This window comes from Limnobacter humi (assembly GCF_024518835.1).
GTDB lineage: Bacteria > Pseudomonadota > Gammaproteobacteria > Burkholderiales > Burkholderiaceae_B > Limnobacter > Limnobacter humi.
In genome coordinates this window covers 421,386-438,543 of the sequence record NZ_JANIGO010000001.1, presented here as the reverse complement: position 1 = coordinate 438,543, position 17,158 = coordinate 421,386, and the positions used below count along the sequence as shown (strand labels likewise).

General features: G+C 54.8%; 20 protein-coding genes. 18 read left to right on the top strand and 2 right to left on the bottom strand.

All coding sequences use genetic code 11. From position 1 onward, the window contains the following. Positions 1 to 51 precede the first annotated feature (51 nt). From NQT62_RS02095 to NQT62_RS02060, 8 genes are all read left to right on the top strand, one after another. Entirely contained in the window at positions 52 to 597 is a 546-nt protein-coding gene (locus NQT62_RS02095) for a hypothetical protein (protein ID WP_256762902.1), read from the top strand. Between the two features lie 764 nt (positions 598 to 1,361). Next, positions 1,362 to 2,006 (top strand): SH3 domain-containing protein, encoded by a 645-nt coding sequence (locus NQT62_RS02090; RefSeq protein WP_256762900.1) that lies wholly within the window; start codon positions 1,362 to 1,364, stop codon positions 2,004 to 2,006. A 648-nt stretch (positions 2,007 to 2,654) separates the two neighbouring features. Continuing rightward, the gene (locus NQT62_RS02085) at positions 2,655 to 3,071 is read left to right on the top strand and encodes a transglycosylase SLT domain-containing protein (protein ID WP_256762899.1); all 417 of its coding nucleotides are present in this window, start codon (positions 2,655 to 2,657) and stop codon (positions 3,069 to 3,071) included. Positions 3,072 to 3,078: 7 nt separating this feature from the next. Beyond that, positions 3,079 to 3,537 carry an Ivy family c-type lysozyme inhibitor gene (locus NQT62_RS02080; protein ID WP_256762898.1) on the top strand — a complete coding sequence of 153 codons (459 nt, stop codon included), beginning with the start codon at positions 3,079 to 3,081 and terminating at the stop codon, positions 3,535 to 3,537. A 170-nt stretch (positions 3,538 to 3,707) separates the two neighbouring features. Then, a complete protein-coding gene (gene arfB / locus NQT62_RS02075; RefSeq protein WP_256762897.1) occupies positions 3,708 to 4,106 on the top strand; it encodes an alternative ribosome rescue aminoacyl-tRNA hydrolase ArfB in 399 nt (132 codons plus the stop codon). A 9-nt stretch (positions 4,107 to 4,115) separates the two neighbouring features. Continuing rightward, positions 4,116 to 4,607, top strand: a complete 492-nt coding sequence (locus tag NQT62_RS02070) for a hypothetical protein (RefSeq protein ID WP_256762896.1) — start codon at positions 4,116 to 4,118, stop codon at positions 4,605 to 4,607. Between the two features lie 54 nt (positions 4,608 to 4,661). Further along, positions 4,662 to 5,081, top strand: a complete 420-nt coding sequence (locus NQT62_RS02065) for a GNAT family N-acetyltransferase (RefSeq protein WP_256762895.1) — start codon at positions 4,662 to 4,664, stop codon at positions 5,079 to 5,081. A gap of 133 nt (positions 5,082 to 5,214) precedes the next feature. Beyond that, complete coding sequence (locus NQT62_RS02060; RefSeq protein ID WP_256762894.1) at positions 5,215 to 5,562, top strand: zinc ribbon domain-containing protein; 348 nt, start codon at positions 5,215 to 5,217, stop codon at positions 5,560 to 5,562. Between the two features lie 119 nt (positions 5,563 to 5,681). Here the strand turns inward: NQT62_RS02060 and NQT62_RS02055 are convergent, their stop codons facing one another. Beyond that, positions 5,682 to 7,766: a hypothetical protein gene (locus tag NQT62_RS02055; RefSeq protein ID WP_256762893.1), complete on the bottom strand. Its 2,085-nt coding sequence runs from the start codon at positions 7,764 to 7,766 to the stop codon at positions 5,682 to 5,684. 170 nt (positions 7,767 to 7,936) lie between these two features. Here NQT62_RS02055 and NQT62_RS02050 point away from each other — a divergent pair, with 170 nt between their 5' ends. The 4 genes from NQT62_RS02050 to NQT62_RS02035 all read left to right on the top strand — a co-directional run bounded on the left by NQT62_RS02050 (position 7,937) and on the right by NQT62_RS02035 (position 10,473). After that, the gene (locus NQT62_RS02050; RefSeq protein ID WP_256762892.1) at positions 7,937 to 8,395 is read left to right on the top strand and encodes a hypothetical protein; all 459 of its coding nucleotides are present in this window, start codon (positions 7,937 to 7,939) and stop codon (positions 8,393 to 8,395) included. Then, entirely contained in the window at positions 8,383 to 8,730 is a 348-nt protein-coding gene (locus NQT62_RS02045; protein ID WP_256762891.1) for a hypothetical protein, read from the top strand. Before NQT62_RS02050 ends, NQT62_RS02045 begins: the two co-directional genes overlap by 13 nt. A gap of 144 nt (positions 8,731 to 8,874) precedes the next feature. Continuing rightward, positions 8,875 to 9,651, top strand: coding sequence for an enoyl-CoA hydratase (locus NQT62_RS02040; protein WP_256762890.1), 777 nt, complete (start codon positions 8,875 to 8,877; stop codon positions 9,649 to 9,651). A 21-nt stretch (positions 9,652 to 9,672) separates the two neighbouring features. After that, the gene (locus NQT62_RS02035) at positions 9,673 to 10,473 is read left to right on the top strand and encodes a thioesterase family protein (RefSeq protein ID WP_256762889.1); all 801 of its coding nucleotides are present in this window, start codon (positions 9,673 to 9,675) and stop codon (positions 10,471 to 10,473) included. A gap of 17 nt (positions 10,474 to 10,490) precedes the next feature. On the opposite strand, the gene NQT62_RS02030 is transcribed toward NQT62_RS02035, so the two are convergent. After that, positions 10,491 to 11,147, bottom strand: a complete 657-nt coding sequence (locus tag NQT62_RS02030) for a GntR family transcriptional regulator (RefSeq protein WP_256762888.1) — start codon at positions 11,145 to 11,147, stop codon at positions 10,491 to 10,493. Positions 11,148 to 11,299: 152 nt separating this feature from the next. Here NQT62_RS02030 and dctP point away from each other — a divergent pair, with 152 nt between their 5' ends. Genes dctP through NQT62_RS02000 form a run of 6 tightly spaced genes read left to right on the top strand, consistent with a single transcriptional unit; the run spans position 11,300 to position 17,157 of the window. Continuing rightward, positions 11,300 to 12,331 (top strand): TRAP transporter substrate-binding protein DctP, encoded by a 1,032-nt coding sequence (dctP, locus tag NQT62_RS02025; RefSeq protein WP_370569114.1) that lies wholly within the window; start codon positions 11,300 to 11,302, stop codon positions 12,329 to 12,331. After that, positions 12,328 to 12,894: a TRAP transporter small permease gene (locus NQT62_RS02020; protein WP_256762887.1), complete on the top strand. Its 567-nt coding sequence runs from the start codon at positions 12,328 to 12,330 to the stop codon at positions 12,892 to 12,894. Before dctP ends, NQT62_RS02020 begins: the two co-directional genes overlap by 4 nt. Continuing rightward, positions 12,891 to 14,252, top strand: coding sequence for a TRAP transporter large permease (locus tag NQT62_RS02015; protein WP_256762886.1), 1,362 nt, complete (start codon positions 12,891 to 12,893; stop codon positions 14,250 to 14,252). Before NQT62_RS02020 ends, NQT62_RS02015 begins: the two co-directional genes overlap by 4 nt. Position 14,253: 1 nt before the next feature. Continuing rightward, positions 14,254 to 15,924, top strand: a complete 1,671-nt coding sequence (mdcA, locus tag NQT62_RS02010; RefSeq protein ID WP_256762885.1) for a malonate decarboxylase subunit alpha — start codon at positions 14,254 to 14,256, stop codon at positions 15,922 to 15,924. Between the two features lie 13 nt (positions 15,925 to 15,937). Further along, positions 15,938 to 16,258, top strand: coding sequence for a malonate decarboxylase acyl carrier protein (gene mdcC, locus NQT62_RS02005; RefSeq protein WP_256762883.1), 321 nt, complete (start codon positions 15,938 to 15,940; stop codon positions 16,256 to 16,258). Further along, a complete protein-coding gene (locus NQT62_RS02000) occupies positions 16,255 to 17,157 on the top strand; it encodes a biotin-independent malonate decarboxylase subunit beta (RefSeq protein WP_256762882.1) in 903 nt (300 codons plus the stop codon). Before mdcC ends, NQT62_RS02000 begins: the two co-directional genes overlap by 4 nt. The last annotated feature ends 1 nt before the right edge of the window (position 17,158 follow it).

Genomic DNA, 17,158 nt, shown 5'->3' with positions numbered 1-17,158 from the left:
GGTCAAAGATCAGAGCACTAACATGGTCGTGTTTTGATCAGAAAAACTGCCATGCGAAAAATACAATCAGTAAACAAGCGATTATTCAAACGAGGCTATGGTGTATTGCTGCTGTTGGCATTCGCATCGTCTGGCTGCGCCGGGCGAGTTAGTGGAGATCTGAAGGATGTTGCGGGTAATGTGTTCCTCAAGACCTGCGACCAATCCAGCGCCAGTTATGCGTTGAAATATTCCAGCGATGCTGTCGATGATTACGCAGATGAATCATTCGCTGGAAAAGTGTCATCGGCCAGTTTTGGTTTGATCCCCACCTATTCCCGTACCTTGGTGCACAGTCAGGTCACTGTCTTCAAAAACAGCTCGCCTGTCCGAACGCTTCAATATCAATCCACTGTCCATAAGTTCTATGGCTTCATGTGGATTTTTGTGTTGTCCACTGAGGATGTGAACAGGCTGCAAGCCGACGAAGGAGGTGGTATTCGGGTTCGTTGGGGTATTCACGACAAAACAATCAGTAAGGCGGTGAATCAGCTGGGCCTCAACCCGGAGACTGACGAGGTCTGCGAAATTCCAGACGCTCAGTTTCTCGATTTATGATAAGTCTCTATCGATATTCTCGGGTGTTCACCCCGTGGTTCAATTTTCCAATTGCCCGCTGTGTTCCTGACCCGAAATTCAAGGGTCTCTGTCCCGCCGTGTTCATGTCGAGCAATGGACGTATCGTGCATGCTTTTTGTGGGAAGCAGAGTGTACTTCACCTTGACTCGACAAAGGTTGTTTTCACAGGCTGGTTTGCCAATGCGATAGGTGGTCACAATGGTTGCTATATCCCAGCCTGGCTCGTCGTATTCCTTTGGCGCATACACATATTGGTCGATGTAGGTTGACCATTGCTCTGAGCTCAGTCGACCGCCTTGCAAGTCGAACTTTACAAATTCCTCGACAGCGGCTTTGGGTGAATCCCAGGCAAAAGCGCTTTGACTACTGAATGTCCCTAGCAATAGGTTAATAGTCACAACCCAACGGGAGTGATGGTTTTGTCTATTCATTACTTCCTTTATTCGGCAGTGAGGCGGTTCAATTAATTTTTTCGGAATGTAAGCAGGCCTATTGGCCAAAAGATGACCATTCCCACCACAAATCCAATCCATATTTCCAAATCAGCCACTTGCTCTTGGTTTTCGGCGCCATACAACTCGACAGGTTTTTTTTACGCGGGAGGAAAATTGGTTGAGTACCCGTTGGTATGGCATGACGTATGATTATTCTGTGCTGCCGGAGGTTATCCGAAAGGGTTTTTTAAAACGGCATGGTGACTGATCGCCCTGCGCATAACGTAAAAATTGACTTTGTAAGCAACTATGAAAATGTGCCGATTTTTTATCCTATTAGTACTCCTCGTTTTTAATACGGTAACGGCATCTGCAAGTGATCGTTTATTGCCTGTTGATGAGGCATCATTGAATCCTGACTTTTTCGCGTTTCGTGTTCAACTTCAGTCCGCAATAGCGCGAAGAGATCCAAATTTCCTGTTGAATGTGATTAGCAAGGACATATTTTTCTCATTCGGTTCAGAGTCGGGTTTTGATGATTTCGTAAAAAATTGGGATCCATCACGCCCTGATTCTCCAGTTTGGCCAATAATGGCTGAAACTCTGGCGCTTGGCGGTACTTTTGATTCGGATGGTTCATTCACTGCACCTTATGTATTCACCAATTGGCCGAATGACAAAGACGCATTTGAATTCGTCGCCGTTATTGCCGCGGATGTGCCTGTCTACAGCCAACCTAGCAACGCTGCACCAGTGATTGATCATTTGAGTTTTTCTGTTGTTGAGCTTGCCAATGATCAATTCAGCCAAGCGTCATGGACCCACATCAAACTGGATCAAAATCGAACCGGGTTTATGGAATCCAGCTTTCTGCGCAGTTCACTGGCTGATCGGCTCCGATTCAGCAAGATCGATGGACGGTGGCAAATTAGCGTGTTCATATCGGGTGACTAAAATACCGGTTGGTCATCCATTCTAAATCCACATGAGTGAGGATTTTATGCAAATCAAAGTCGATCATCCCAGTGCCTTGGAGCCCATCGTTCTGGCCTGTCGCAAAAGCCAGCGCGGTTCAGTGTGCCTTTGACTTCGACGTTTGGGAGGGGCGAGGGGGTGAACTACGAGCCAAAGTGGAGTCTGGCCGCAGTGGTGATTGCACCTAACACGTTACAAACGGACTGGCGGCTACGCTAATTGCCTCTCACGGGTCCTAACACTCAATTTTCGTCATCATTCATAACGTATTGCTACCGAGCACACGAAGACCAATTGAATCGGACCTGGCAGACTAGGGGCTTTTGACCTTCAGCCTCAACCGCTCTTTAGACGGTAGTGTCGACCAACATGAAGGAATTGCCGACGACGAAACAAACACCTTGCCGGTTTGACGGACGATTGTGGGGTGATGCCGTAAGCCTCCCCTGACAGCGAACAGTTGAAACTCTAGAGTTTCCTGCATAACGCAGGAGGGCGAATTTCACGCTCATCCGTATTTATCCATCTTTGAAATTTCTCCCCAATCGAACCAACCCCCGCCGTTGGTTACCAAGCCAATACTTGTCAGGCAGTCAATGCTGACCAACAATCGTTGTCGGGGACCATATGCAAGGCGCTTTAACGTTTGATGAAATTCAGAAGCTGGTTAAGGAAAACAACCGTTCCAAGGAATTTTCGGATGAGTTTGTGATTTGTCTGATCTGGAAAGAAACCAATTTCAACCCATCCCGTACCAACAGCCAAACCATCACAGGTTTGATGCAAATCAGTAAAGGTGCGGTGGACATGGTCAATAAACTGACACCCGCCGGCACGCACTTTGAGCATGCTGACATGCTCGACCCAGCGACCAACATTCAATGTGGCACCTTGTATCTCGACATCGCCAAAAATAAGCTGGGTGGCATTGATGCCAGTTTTGGTACCGGTAAGGGTTATTCGAAGTCGATTCACACCTGTGAGGCGTGCCTTAAAGGTGACACAGCCCACCCCATGGTGGCCCTCCACAAAATTCATCTGTGAGCCCGCAATGAAACCCTTGAAATGGCCGTTGATCTTGTTGTGTTTGTGGGCTGGTATTTCGGAAGCGGCAAGCCCCACTGCCGACTGGAATACATTCACCGCGTGGTTGGGCAAGGCACCATCTACCCGGTTGGTGGGTCAGAAATCACTTCTGAGGCAGCCAGCGATTCAAGCTGCGCTGAAGCAGATCTTGCCAAAAGCAGAACAGGCTGCATTGGCCAGGTTCAAAGCCGAAGCACCGGTTGCTGAGGTGGAGGGCTTGCTGATTGTTGACCAATGCCTTCCGCACAATTGCCCGGCCGATATGGCCACCGTGGTGATCGACCCTGCCAACCAAACGGTTTGGGCAGGTTTTTTTACGCGGGCGGAAAATCGGGTGAGTACCCGTTGGTATGGCATGACAGATGATTATTCGGTGCTGCCAGAGGTTATTCGAAAGGGGTTTTTAGAACGGCATGGCGATTAGACGGACAATAATTGGACGTAATGAGGTGGCTATGTAAGAATCCTCCCGATCGTGAGGATTCCTTCCAATTCGTACTTTATTTCTTCACTTTCCGCCCAATCGTGAGGATTTTATGAAGGTCAAAATTGACCATCCCAGTGCTCTCGGTGCTATTACTAGGGCCTACCGAAATGCGCTACGTCCTTTCCGAATCTGACATTGAATTCACCGCCATCCGTGCCCAAGGCCCCGGTGGTCAGCACGTCAACACGTCTGCAACAGCGGTTCAGCTCCGCTTCAATATTCATGCCTCTGGGTTGCCACTGTCCGTGAAGGAAAGGCTGCTCAACATCTCCGACAGTCGAATCACCAGCGAGGGCATGGTCGTCATCAAAGCGCAGGGCTCGCGCAGCCAAGAGGCCAACAAGCTTGAGGCCTTGGCAAGGCTCCGTGAGCTGATTGAGCAGGCCGAGCATGTGCCGCGCACCCGCCGCCCAACCCGGCCAACGTTGGCGTCCAAGCGCCGCCGGCGGGAAGGCAAGTCCAAACGGGCCGAGGTGAAGTCGGGTCGGTCCAAGGTGGGGATTTAAGGTATTTGAATGAAGCAGATCATCATCACAACCCTGTTGTGTTCTGTCGGGCTATTGAACACACCCGCGCAGGCCTCTCTCAACTGTGTATTTGAAAGCAGTGGTATATCAATCAACACTGTTGCGCATTCCAGAAATGTCACACACTTCAACACCATTCAGGCGCACAAGCTGCACCTTGGTTTCTTGAAAGGCATCGGTACCTTCCAGTTAAGTGAATACGCCTGCAACCACCGTGGTGTGGAGCTGTTTGTTGTGGTGAATCCAAGCGCCTCAGGTCAGTCCGTGCCCAAGGTGCTCAATAGCGTGTTGTCTATATTGCTCAAGCCAAGCGATCTTCACGTTGTTGAGCCCCAACTCAGCAGTTTGACCGAGCAGGACTTGGCTCAGCCCCGCAGTTTTCCCGGCATTGCTGAATTGCTGGGCTTTGATGAATTCAGTGTTCAGTGGGGGGAGGTCAACGGAACGGCGCTGATGGTGCTGCGTTTGCAGGCCGACTAGTGCCCATGCTTCGCTCCGAGTAAACTGCACATGTCACCCCGTGTGTGCAGCCCCATGCAAAACCCCCACACCGACTACCAATTCAACACCCCGCAGCACAACCCGCTCAACCCGGTGGACATTGCCCGGGTGTTTGATTCCTCTGGCATCAAGCGCCCCACTGACGACCTTCCCCGAATTGCCCGCATGTTTGCAGCGCCTTGCCTGGTGGTGTCGGCTTGGCAGGGCGGGCAGTTGGTGGGTGTGGCCCGCGCACTCACCGACTATGCCTATTGTTGTTATCTGTCAGACCTCGCTGTGTGCAAGCCGCAGCAGGGGCAGGGCATTGGCCGCGAGCTGATTCGCCAGGTGCAGGCCGCCATTGGCGACCAAGTCATGCTGCTATTGCTGTCGGCGCCCGGTGCCATGTCGTATTACCCCACAGTGGGCTTTCAAGCAGCCCACAACGCCTTCTTTATTCAACGCAAGCGTTGATGTCAAAATCGGTTGGACCTTGAATCGGTCACACCGCTTTTCAAGAACCCCGTCGACTGCCCGCGCCACATCTGGGTGATGTGTCTGCTCGTTTTTCGCGGCCACAATATGTTCCTCCAAGCGATGAGAAACCATGATGCTGCTAACCCCCGATGACATTCCAAATCTACCGTTTGAAGATTTGCTCAGACATGTGCAGTTGGCAGCATTGTCCCCCGGTGATTATGCTGGGCTGCACAAAACATTAAAAGAGGAGTTGCAAAAACGCCAGCAAGGTTCTCAGTACACCTGTATGAAATGTGGCTGTCATGCCTATCAGGAGCACCAGATTCGGGTAACCCAAGGGTTTTGGAGTTCTTGGTTCGATGTGCAATCAGGCCGATACAACGCCTTGGTGTGTGCACGTTGCAAGTTCACCGAATTTTACATGGGTAAGGTCAGTATGTTGCACAAGACGCTGGATTTCTTCATGGGCGACTGATTGTTCATGAATAGGACGGGGCAGAGGGTGCTGCGTTTGTAGGCCAACCAGTGCCCATGCTCTGCTGTGAGCAGACTGTGTACGTCCCCACGCGTGAATCGGTTCAAGCTGTTTGCAGGTCACCCTTGTTGGCTTCGGTACATGACTTTCGTCCCCAGTTGTGTCTGAATGCAATCACTGGACCGCAAACTTGCCGCCTTGGATTGGAGTGTTTCTATCAACTCGTCTGCTGATGTGGCAGGCAGCAGGTTTCGACGAATGTTGGGGCGAAGCGTTTGCTCATTTCTGGCGGCCATGACATACAATTGACCGCTGTTGGCAAGCTGGGAAACCAACATCGGATCTTTGGATTCGACGGCCCGATTGGGTGGGTTGGTGGCCCGAGCCAGTTCAATCTCATTAAACAATCCCGATTCACTCAGAATGCTGGCCAATACCAAGGCATGTTGGGCGTTGAACTGCATCAACAATTGCCCGTTTTTACACAACACTTGTCCGCCCAGAATGGCCAGGCGAATACCGAATTCATCAACAAAACTGTCAACGCTGTGGTTGATTTGCCGGTCGTATTGTTCATACATCACATCGCCTTTTGGATCGTGTCGGCGATGTTTGACGGACAGTGTGTCACCATAAGGCGGACAGGAAAAGTAAACGCTGTATTGCCCGGGTTCTTCGCTAAGCGCCTGGGCCAAGTTTTCAGCAATGGTTTTATTGGCCAGCGTGAGGTTCTTGAGCTCGGCAGTTTTCGGAAAATGCGAAAGTGTATCGAGCTTGACGCATCCATCCAGGAATGACTGAATTTGATTGTGCTCCATGTTGGGGTCACTGGCGTAAGCCTTATCAATGCGGTTGGTGTTCAGCAGGGCGAGGTATGCGTAGACCCGGTTACCCCAGCCCGCGCTGGGGTCATAGATGCGATGCTTGACGGTCGGGGTTTGTGCTGAAGTATTCGCCCGGAGGTTGACCTTGGCCATCGCACTGTGGGTAACGGCAAGGGCTTGTGTCATGGGGTATTCCGCTGTGTTGGATAGGCTGTCTTTCAGTTTATTGATGTACACCTTGAAGAAATCCAGCTGTGCTGCTCGGTCCTTCTCATGCCAGATTTCTTCGCAGGTCTTTTTAATGAATCGGGAATAAAAAAACTGTGTCATGGCCCTGGCTGCTTTGGGGTCCTTGATGTGACGGGCGTTGAGGTCAATTGCTTCCAGATTGTTCAGGCTCGCTCCGCCTTTCACCGTACTGGTGTGGGTGATTTTGACCTGCTCACGATTCAGTAAGGCTGTCAGATTGCCCAGGCCAAAGCGATTTAATTGGGGAACGCGCCGTGGAACGATGACAGAATTCGGCGTTCCGTACAGCCTTGTTGCCGCCCGGGCATCATTCCAACCGGCATATTGGGCGTTCAAGTGCGACTTTATTGCAAGCCATGCGGAATTCAGTTCCTCGGTGGGTGTCTGGGCAGACATCCGTACCTGGATGGTTGAGAAGATTTCGCTGGCCAATAGCGTCAAAAACACCTTGTGTACAGCGTTCAAATGCGTTTGCGCGGCGTTCAAGGCATGACCTTTTAGGCCGGTCAGTAGCTCGCTGGTCTCTCCGGTTGCATCAAAAAACGCTCTGAACCGTGTATTCACCCATTCAGTTTTTTGAGACTGCAGGGCAGGCGCGTAAAGTGCTGTTGCAGCCGCTTCCATGGGTGGGAATCGCTGCTTGATCTCGGTTGAAGTGTTCAGTACCCATTCCAGAAGTGTTTGGTTCCGGCTTCGGATATTGGTCCGAACGTCAATCGGGATGCTGCTCCAAGCGGACAAGATTGTTCGGTCAAACGGTTTGGATTTTTTCTTTTGGGTTCCATCCTGGTTGATTCGTTCAGACCAGTTGACTCTTGAATCGTTGGGTTGAGCAATCTCATCGGCCAGCAGGTATCGAACCAGGTCCTGTGGTGGCCGCAACAGCAGTTTCCTGGCCAGTGATCGGCGATACAGTTCAGGCAAGCCTTGTTTCATCAGTTGCCATGCCGGGTTTGTGTGGTCAGGCTCCACGTGATTCTGCGGTCGGTTCAATGGCGTTCTTTTTCGTTTCCCCAAAATGGGCCAGGCAAGTTTTTGCGCTGTGTGTGCAAGCGGCGTTTCGAGGTGGGTGGCTTGCATGCCGGTTTGCTGCAGGTTTCGGGACGCTTTGAGATAGGTCAGGTATGTCATGAAGGACTTGTGTAAATTTAATTCAAACACAATTAGTAAGTTGTCGGGCATGTCAGTTCCGGCCAGTGTGGCGTGGTCTGGCCCAACCATTACGCAATTCGGGGGTATTCAGGGGCGGCGAAATCCATCAAAGTCAAATCATCATGATTTTGGCTGCGGCCATCCATTCAATGAGCCCGCTCACAAAACAACGGTTGTTCTGGCTTTTGTCACCACCGCTCATTGGCTTGCTGGTGCCTTCATTGGTCATCTTCTGTTTGCAGGTCTGGGTCGGCCACATTCCGCCATCGGCTGCCTTGGCGGATATTCTGGCGCGGCAATTCGCTGCAGGCGAGAATCTCTTTTATCTGGCACTCATCGGGCTGATTCCCTGTGTTCTGTTGTCGGTGCTTTGCTTCGCCATGGCTGGGTCGCTGCATTCCAATCGGCTCTGGTGCGTGGGCTTGGGTGGATTATCGGGAATTGTGGCGGTGATGGTCGCCATGCATGTGTCGGTGTGGTATCCGCTGTATGGTCCTGGCCGCATGTCCTCCACCGCAGTCGTTGCACTGGTTTTCATGCCAGTGACTGGTTGCATTGGCATGGTGGTGGGTGGCTTGTTGGGTTGGTGGCTCTCATGGAAGCGGTGATGGGGTTCTTGGTGTTGGGCGGCCCAGCGTCGCTGCTGCTCACAGTCCTTACGGTACTGTACACGGTGGTGATGCTGGCACGGCAAGGGTACCTCCTGCGCGGGTTTCAGTTTGTGTGTGTGGCCGGTGGTTTGTATGTTGGCGCATACCTGCTGGGTAGCATGGTGGGTGTATTCATTCTGTGTGGGGTTTTCGACGCCGGTAACCTATGTGGTCTGGGGGGCTATGTGGGCACAGGGCCCTGCGCGGCGTGTGTGGTCACGGTGATGCATGCCCGTCGCGTTTTGCAAGTCGCCGAAAGTGAGGGCGGGCTTGAGGAGTACGCCGGAAAGTAACAATCGGCTCGCAATTTATATTCCCGGACACAATCCCCTCCGTCCACCCGTTTCGGCTTACACACAGCCGAACATGCCCTCTTGAATGTGTAATATGTGGTGAATACCCCAGTTCACGATTGCACATTTCAAGAAGAGCCTTCCATGGATATTCAAACCAGCATCGACAGCGGCCTGATGACCATCACCATCAACCGCCCCGAACGCAAAAACTCGTTCACCAACGCCATGTACACCGCCATTGGCGATGCCTTTGCACAGGCCTCGCACAACGCTGCAGTGAAGGTGGTGTTGCTCAAAGGCCATGAGGACTGCTTTTCTGCCGGCAACGATCTGGGCGATTTTGTGAACAACCCACCCAAAAACCTGGATGCACCGGTGTTTCGCTTTTTGCGCTTGATTTCCGCCTTCCCCAAGCCCGTGGTGGCACAGGTGCAGGGCGTGGCCGTGGGCATTGGCACCACCGTGCTGTTGCATTGCGATCTGGTCTACGCTGCCAGCACTGCCAAGTTTTCCATGCCGTTCACCAAGCTGGGCCTGTGCCCTGAAGCGTCGAGCAGTCTGTTATTGCCCCAGTTGGCGGGCTACCAAAAGGCGGCCGAGCTGCTGTTGCTGGGTGATATGTTTACCGCCACGAAAGCCTGCGAGTGCGGCATTGTGAGCTCAGTGCATGAGCCTGCCGAACTGCCCGCGCATGTACAGGGCCAAATCAACAAACTACTGGCCTTGCCCTTGAGCAGCCTGCTAACCAGCAAGCGCCTCATGAAGGGGGTCAACAAGGCCCCGGTGGCCGCCAAAATGGCCGAAGAGGGCGAGCTGTTCATCAACATGCTGAAGCAGCCTGTGGCGCAAGAAGCCTTCAAGGCCTTTGCCGAAAAACGCGCGCCCAATTTTGCGCAGTTCGAACAACATTCCAAATAAAAATAACCCCAAGGGCTTGCCATGACTGTTGCACTGTCTGAAATTCTGTCCGGCCGCCGTTTGGATGGCGACACGGTGACCTACACCGCCACCGAAGATTGGGCCCAGGGCCGCACCATGTTCGGTGGTTTTTTGAGTGCACTGGCTGTGGTGGCCATGCGCGACACGCTGGGGCTGGACATGCCGCTGCGCGCACTGCAAACCAATTTTGTGGGCCCAGTGGCAGTGGGTGAGGTGCATTACAAAACCCGCCTGCTGCGCCAGGGCAAAAGCGTGAGCCAGGTGCATTGCGAAATTTACAGTGACGACACGCTGGCCGGCCTGGTGGTGGGTGTGTTTGGTGCTGCCCGAGAAACCCAGTTGCCCCTGCGCACGCCCACCCGCACGCCACTGCCCAAGGCGGTGGATGACATTCCTGCGCTGCCCTTCATTCCCAAAATCACGCCCAACTTTTTGCAGCATGTTGAAATGCGCTGGGCCGTGGGCAGCATTCCCTACATGGGCAACCCGTTCTGGGAAAGTGGCATCTACATCCGCGCCAAAGACGCGGGCATCAGCCCCGAGGTGTTAATTGTCATGTTGAGTGACGGCCCGCCCACGCCATGCCTGAGCCACTTCAAGGGCCCAGTGATGGCCAGTTCGGTGTCATGGTCGCTGGAATTGCCGCCGTTGCCCGCTGGCAATCTGGAAGAGGGTTGGTTTCAGATTGACATGGAAACCACCGCAGGCTCGGATGGTTACGTGAACCAAAGTGCCAAGTTGTGGACCCCATCAGGCCAATTGGCCTCGTTGGGTTACCAGGTGGTGGCGGTTTACGGCTAAGTCTTCAGACGTATCCCTTATTGGGTTTCCATTTGCGCCAGGCTGGCCAGCAGGTCGGCAAAGCGCTCACCTTGCACCAGCACATGGTTGCGCAACAGCGTGGCCGCCTTTTGTTCTTCATGGGCGGCCAGCGCGTCCAGCACACTTTGGTGCTCATCAAACGACTTCTGCAATCGGTTTTTAACCCGCAACTGCAAGCGCCGGTAGGGCCTCAGTTTGCGTTGCAGGGCTGCGGCTTCTTCCGTTAAAAAAGTGTTGCGGCTGCAGGTGTAAATCAGCCGGTGAAAATTCTCGTTGGCGTAAAAGTAGGCATCGGTGTCGGCGCTGGCAGCCGCTTTGCGGCACGCGTCGTGCGCGGCCTGTAGTTGGATCAGTTCTTTGTCGTTGATGCGGCGCGCCGCCAGGCGGGCACACATGGCTTCCAGCTCGGCCATCACTTCAAACATTTCAAACAGGCGTTGGGGGGTAATTTGCACCACCACAGCACCGCGTCTTGGCCGAATTTCCACCAAACCTTCGCCCGCTAACATGGAGATGGCTTCTCGAATGGGCGTGCGGGACACGTCAAAACGCTCGGCCAGCTCGGCCTCGTCCAGGTGAGTGCCGGGGCCCAAAACACCCGTGGCAATGTCTTGCTCTATGCGCTCTCTCAACTCATCCGACAGCTTGCTCATGCGTCACCAAACCCAATGATCTGTCATCGAGTGTATCCGAATTAGGGAAAACGAAGGTGTTTTTTGTATACAAAAAGTGGTTCTAATTATACAAAACAACAAAAGCCTAATAACAGGCAACCATTTAACCAAGAAGAGAAGAGGAGTGTGAGATGAGCATGGATCGACGTGATTTCATGAAAATGGGCGCCGGCGCTGCATTGGGGGCCGCCATCGGTGGCCTGCCAACCTGGGCTTTGGCTCAGCAGGCTGGCTTGAAGATTTCCCACCAGTTCCCCGGTGGCACCCTGACCGACGGTGATTTCCGTGACCGCCTGTGCCGCCAGTTTGCCGCCGATGTCGAAAAGAAAACCGCCGGTGCGCTGAAGTGCGCCATCTACCCCGGTTCGTCGCTCATGAAAACCAACGCCCAGTTCTCGGCCATGCGCAAGGGCGCGCTGGACATGTCGCTGGTGCCCTTGTCGTACGCCGGCGGCGAAGTGCCCGAGACCAACATCGGACTGATGCCTGCGCTGGTGCCCAGCTACGAAGTGGGCGCCGCGTGGAAAAATTCTGAAGCTGGCAAGCTGCTCACCAAAACCCTGGACGCCAAGGGTGTGATGATTGTGAGCTGGATTTGGCAAGCCGGTGGTGTGGCCAGCAAGAGCCGGGCGCTGGTGTCGCCCGAAGATTCCAAAGGCCTGAAGGTGCGCGGTGGCAGCCGCGAGATGGACATGGTCTTGAAGGCCGCGGGTGCGTCCGTTATTTCGCTGCCCTCCAACGAAATTTATGCCGCCATGCAAACCGGCGCCATGGACGCCGCCATGACCTCATCCACCAGCTTCATGTCGTTCAAGCTGGAGGAAATTGCCAAGCACCTCACCTCGGGCCGCAACCGCACCTACTGGTTCATGCTCGAGCCACTGATGATTTCCAAGGAAGTGTTTGGCAAGTTGCCCAAAGCCCAGCAGGACGCCATTCTGGAAGTGGGCGCGGCCATGGAAAAATTTGGCATGGAGTCGGCCAAAGCCGATGACAAGGCTTGCGCCGAGGTGTACGCCAAAGCGGGTGCCAAGGTGTACGACATGGACGATACCATCGTGAAAAAATGGCAGGCCATTGCACGCGAAACTGCCTGGAAAGACTTCGCTGAACGCAACGAGTCGTGCGAGGCGCTGATGAAAGCAGCGTTGAAGCTGATATGAGCCACGGGTTCGAGATGAAGCCGGCGCAAGTCGCCGAAATCGAACCCGGAATGCCTGCATTCCTCATGCCCTTGGCCCGCCTCATGTTGTGGGTCAACAAGGCCATGGTGATGCTGGGCATGCTCGGTTTGCTGGCTGCCTCCATCATTCTGACTTACAGCGTGGTGGGGCGCTTTCTGTTCAATTTGTCCACCGACTGGCAAGACGAAGCTGCGGTGTTTTGTCTGGTGGGTGCCACCTTCCTGACCGGCTCCTTTGTGCAGTCGCTGCGCGGGCACATTGGCATTGAGGCGGTGGCGGGCATATTGCCCAAGGGGGTCAACAAATTTCGCTTTGCACTGATTGACCTGTTCTCGCTGGCGTTTTGCGCATTCTTCACCTGGAAGTCGTGGACCCTGTTTCATGAAGCCTGGGTCGACGGGCAAACCACATCCTCCACCTGGGCGCCGCCCCTGTGGATTCCCTACATTCTCATGTCACTGGGCATGACCCTCGTGAGTATCCAATTGGCACTTCAATCCGTTGCGCGAGTTCGCGTGCTGTTCCTGGGGGCTGGCAAATGAGCATGGTCGCCCTTGGACTGCTGTTTACGGCAGTCACTTTTTTTGTGATGTTTTCGGGCACGCCCATTTCGTTTGCACTGGGCGGCGTGGCCATCATCTTCATGTACTTCTTCATGCCGGAAAGTTCGCTCGATACCGTGACGCAAAACGTGTATGAGGAAATGGCCAGCATCACCTTGTTGTCAATTCCGCTCTTCATTCTTAAAGGTGCGGCGATTGGCAAAAGCAGGGCAGGGCAAGACTTGTACGCCGCCATGCATGTGTGGATGGCCAAAATTCCCGGTGGCTTGGGCATTGCCAACGTGTTTGCCTGTGCGCTGTTTGCGGCCATGGCAGGCTCTAGCCCGGCCACCTGTTCAGCCATTGGCAGTGCAGGCATACCGGAAATGCGCAAGCGCGGTTACTCCCCCGGTTTTGCAGCGGGCATTATTGCAGCGGGCGGCACCTTGGGCATTTTGTTGCCACCGTCCATCACCATGATTTTGTACGCCGTGGCGGCCGAGCAGTCGCTGGGCCGTTTGTTTCTGGCGGGCATTGGCCCCGGCCTGTTGCTGGTGGGTTTGTTCGCAGCGTTTGCGGCATTCCAGTACACCCGCGAGTACCGCAAAGCCAAGGCCGCGTTCGAATCGAATGGTCAAGAGTCGCCTTTGCTGCTGAAAGAGCATTTCACCCTGCGTGAAAAGTTCGAGATGATGCCGCGTGTGGGCCCGTTTGTGGTGCTGTTGATTGGTGTGATGATTGCCTTGTACGGCGGTTATGCCACACCGTCTGAGACCGCTGGTTTGGGCGCCCTGTTGGCACTGGCCCTGATCGCTGTGGTGTATGGCGTGTGGCGCATTAAAGATGTCACGCCCATTCTGCAAAGCACCTTGAAAGAGTCCACCATGTTGATGTTCATCATCGGCATGTCGCTGCTCTTCTCGTATGTGATGAGCTACCTGCACATCAGTCAGTCGGCTGCCGAATGGATCGTCAGTCTGCATTTGTCCAAGTGGGTGTTGCTGGCCACCATTCTCTTCCTCGTGATTGTGCTGGGCTTTTTCCTGCCACCGGTCAGCATTATTTTGATGTTGTCGCCAATTGTGCTGCCACCGTTGAAGGCCGCCGGTTTTGACCTCATCTGGTTTGGCATTTTGATGACCATCGTGATGGAAACCGGCCTTATTCACCCACCCGTGGGCCTGAACATTTTTGTGATCAAAAACATTGCCCCCGACATTCCGCTGAAAGACATCATTTGGGGTGTCATGCCCTTTGTGGTGCTGATGCTGTTGGCGGTGTTGCTCATCTGCATTTTCCCCGGCATTGCCACCGCATTGCCCGATGCGGTGATGGGCCCCTTGGGTGGAGGCAACTGACATGGGCGGCCGCATTTGGAACACCCGTGAAACCCAGCGCCTGCAACGCCTGAACAAGGCTGCACAGGCGCTGGGCAACGACCTGACCGGCAAGGTGCTGCCGCACCACCGCACAGTCGATTTGCTCAACACGGTGCTGCAACCCTTTGACCGCGTTTGCCTGGAGGGCAACAACCAGAAGCAGGCCGATTTTTTGGCCAAGGCTTTGGTGCAGGTGAACCCGGCACGGGTGAATAACCTGCACATGCTGCAGTCGGTGCTGGCTTTGCCGCAGCACCTGGATGTGTTCGAGCAGGGCATTGCCAAACGGCTGGATTTCTCTTTCTCCGGACCGCAAAGCGCTCGCCTGGCCAAGCTGGTGTCCTCAGGTCAACTCGAAGTGGGCGCCATCCACACCTATCTGGAATTGTTTGGTCGTTACTTCATCGACCTCATTCCGAATGTGTCGCTGATTGCTGCCCACAGCGCCGACGCGCAGGGCAACCTGTACACGGGCCCCAACACCGAAGACACGCCCGCCATTGTCGAGGCCACGGCCTTTTCGGGGGGCATTGTGATTGCGCAGGTGAATGAACTGGTGGACACCTTGCCGCGCATTGACGTGCCGGCCGATTGGGTGAGCTTTGTGGTGAAGGCGCCCAAGCACCATTTCATCGAGCCGCTGTTTACCCGCGACCCTGCACAGATTTCAGAAATTCAGGTACTCATGGCCATGATGGCCATCAAGGGCATCTATGCCCCGTACCAGGTGCAAAGCCTGAACCACGGTATTGGTTTTGACACCGCCGCCATTGAATTGCTCCTGCCCACCTACGGCGAGGAGCTGGGTTTGAAAGGCCAAATTTGCCAACACTGGGCCTTGAACCCCCACCCGGCATTGATTCCTGCCATCGAGGCGGGCTGGGTGAAATCAATCCACTCCTTTGGTTCTGAGCTGGGCATGGAAAATTACATTCGTGCTCGCTCAGACATTTTTTTCACAGGGCCGGATGGCAGCATGCGGAGCAATCGCGCATTCTGTCAGGCGGCGGGTCATTACGCCTGTGATCTCTTCATCGGTTCAACCCTGCAAATCGACCTGAATGGCAATAGTTCCACCGCCACGCTGGGCCGCATTGCCGGGTTTGGTGGCGCACCCAACATGGGCTCGGATGCCCGTGGCCGACGCCATTGCAGCCCGGCCTGGCTAAAGGCGGGCGAACAGGCCCGCACCGGTTTGGGTGGTGCACGCGGCACACCCCGGGGGCAAAAGCTGGTGGTGCAAATGGTGGAAACCTTCCGCGAGCACATGCAACCGGCGTTTGTGGAAACACTGGATGCCTGGCAACTGGCCGAACAGGCCAAGATGGAGCTGCCCCCCATCATGATTTACGGCGAGGATGTAACCCACATTCTGACCGAGGAAGGCATTGCCAACTTGCTGCTGTGCCGCACCGACGAAGAACGCGAGCAAGCCATTCGCGGCGTGGCAGGCTACACACCGGTGGGCCTGGCGCGTGACCACCGCATGGTTGAAAACCTGCGGGACCGCGGCGTCATCCAGCGACCATCTGACTTGGGTATCGACCCCCGACAGGCCACTCGCAATTTGTTGGCCGCACGCAGCATGCGGGATTTGGTGCGGGCCTCCGATGGCCTGTACAGCCCACCTCAACGTTTCAGAAATTGGTAAGGAGTGCGTGGCCATGGGACATGCAGTGGGTGTAGAACACCTGAATTTTTCGTTTGCGGGCACGCAGGCCTTTCAACCCAAACCCGATGCCCTGGTGGGCGTGGTGGGTTCGGGCAATCTGGAGGTGTTGGTGGAGCCTTGTGAAAATACGCATTGTGAATTCAACATTCACACCTCGGCGCGGGGCTTTGCCCACATTTGGGAAGCGGTTTGCCGCGACTTTCACCGAAAGCATCCGCTGAAGGGTGTGCGCATCAGCATTCACGACATGGGTGCCACTCCGGCGGTGGTCAGTTTGCGTTTGGAACAGGCCTTGGCGGAGGCTGGCGCATGAGCAACCTTCAGCAGTGGAGCTACGCCGAATGTTCAGCCCGCGAGCGGCTGGCCGCTTTGGTCGATACCGGCAGCTTCCGCGAATTGCTACCGCCCAGTGCACGGCAAACCAGCCCGCACTTGGAACAACTGGGTGTGCCCTGTTCATTTGACGATGGCATCGCGGTGGGCGAAGCCACACTCGGTGGGCACCGCATTCTGGTGGCGGCGCAGGAAGGCGAATTCATGGGGGGTGGTGTGGGCGAGGTGCACGGCGCCAAGCTCACTGGCCTGTTGCAGCGTGCCCTGCGGGAAAAGCCTGCGGCTGTGGTGGTGCTGGCTGAGTCGGGCGGCGTGCGCTTGCATGAAGCCAATGCCGGTTTGATTGGCGTATCGGAAGTGATGCGCGCTGTTCTGAATGTGCGGGCTGCCGGCATTCCAGTGATATTCGCCATTGGCGGACGCAACGGCTGCTTTGGTGGCATGGGCATTGTGGCCCGCTGTGCGGACCACGTCATCATGAGCGATGTGGGTCGACTGGCCATGTCAGGCCCCGAGGTGATTGAAGCCTCGCATGGGGTTGAAGAGTACGACGCGAAAGACAAAGCGCTGGTGTGGCGCAGCAGTGGCGGTAAACACCGCTATTTGTTGGGTGACTGCGATGTGCTGGTCGATGACGAGGTGACCGAGTTCAAGCACGCCTTGCTGACTGCGCTGGAACAACAGGTTTCCAAACCCCTCACGTTGGAGGCGCTGGAGGGGGAGCATGCGCAGTTACAGAACCGGGCTCACATGGTGAGCCTGAAAATGGACCCGGTGGAAGTTTGGCGCTTGATGGGTTACCACAACCCGGAACAGATACCCGATGCCGAGGTGGCGGATGTAAGGGCTGCGGTGCAACGCAACCGCCAGGGAGCTTGAT

Excerpts from the sequence above, each read along its gene's own strand:
- NQT62_RS02095 (WP_256762902.1), top strand. The coding sequence starts at position 52 with ATGCGAAAAATACAATCAGTAAACAAGCGATTATTCAAACGAGGCTAT.
- NQT62_RS02090 (WP_256762900.1), top strand. The coding sequence starts at position 1,362 with ATGAAAATGTGCCGATTTTTTATCCTATTAGTACTCCTCGTTTTTAAT.
- NQT62_RS02085 (WP_256762899.1), top strand. The coding sequence starts at position 2,655 with ATGCAAGGCGCTTTAACGTTTGATGAAATTCAGAAGCTGGTTAAGGAA.
- NQT62_RS02080 (WP_256762898.1), top strand. The coding sequence starts at position 3,079 with ATGAAACCCTTGAAATGGCCGTTGATCTTGTTGTGTTTGTGGGCTGGT.
- arfB (WP_256762897.1), top strand. The coding sequence starts at position 3,708 with ATGCGCTACGTCCTTTCCGAATCTGACATTGAATTCACCGCCATCCGT.
- NQT62_RS02070 (WP_256762896.1), top strand. The coding sequence starts at position 4,116 with ATGAAGCAGATCATCATCACAACCCTGTTGTGTTCTGTCGGGCTATTG.
- NQT62_RS02065 (WP_256762895.1), top strand. The coding sequence starts at position 4,662 with ATGCAAAACCCCCACACCGACTACCAATTCAACACCCCGCAGCACAAC.
- NQT62_RS02060 (WP_256762894.1), top strand. The coding sequence starts at position 5,215 with ATGATGCTGCTAACCCCCGATGACATTCCAAATCTACCGTTTGAAGAT.
- NQT62_RS02055 (WP_256762893.1), bottom strand. The coding sequence starts at position 7,766 with ATGACATACCTGACCTATCTCAAAGCGTCCCGAAACCTGCAGCAAACC.
- NQT62_RS02050 (WP_256762892.1), top strand. The coding sequence starts at position 7,937 with ATGAGCCCGCTCACAAAACAACGGTTGTTCTGGCTTTTGTCACCACCG.
- NQT62_RS02045 (WP_256762891.1), top strand. The coding sequence starts at position 8,383 with ATGGAAGCGGTGATGGGGTTCTTGGTGTTGGGCGGCCCAGCGTCGCTG.
- NQT62_RS02040 (WP_256762890.1), top strand. The coding sequence starts at position 8,875 with ATGGATATTCAAACCAGCATCGACAGCGGCCTGATGACCATCACCATC.
- NQT62_RS02035 (WP_256762889.1), top strand. The coding sequence starts at position 9,673 with ATGACTGTTGCACTGTCTGAAATTCTGTCCGGCCGCCGTTTGGATGGC.
- NQT62_RS02030 (WP_256762888.1), bottom strand. The coding sequence starts at position 11,147 with ATGAGCAAGCTGTCGGATGAGTTGAGAGAGCGCATAGAGCAAGACATT.
- dctP (WP_370569114.1), top strand. The coding sequence starts at position 11,300 with ATGAGCATGGATCGACGTGATTTCATGAAAATGGGCGCCGGCGCTGCA.
- NQT62_RS02020 (WP_256762887.1), top strand. The coding sequence starts at position 12,328 with ATGAGCCACGGGTTCGAGATGAAGCCGGCGCAAGTCGCCGAAATCGAA.
- NQT62_RS02015 (WP_256762886.1), top strand. The coding sequence starts at position 12,891 with ATGAGCATGGTCGCCCTTGGACTGCTGTTTACGGCAGTCACTTTTTTT.
- mdcA (WP_256762885.1), top strand. The coding sequence starts at position 14,254 with ATGGGCGGCCGCATTTGGAACACCCGTGAAACCCAGCGCCTGCAACGC.
- mdcC (WP_256762883.1), top strand. The coding sequence starts at position 15,938 with ATGGGACATGCAGTGGGTGTAGAACACCTGAATTTTTCGTTTGCGGGC.
- NQT62_RS02000 (WP_256762882.1), top strand. The coding sequence starts at position 16,255 with ATGAGCAACCTTCAGCAGTGGAGCTACGCCGAATGTTCAGCCCGCGAG.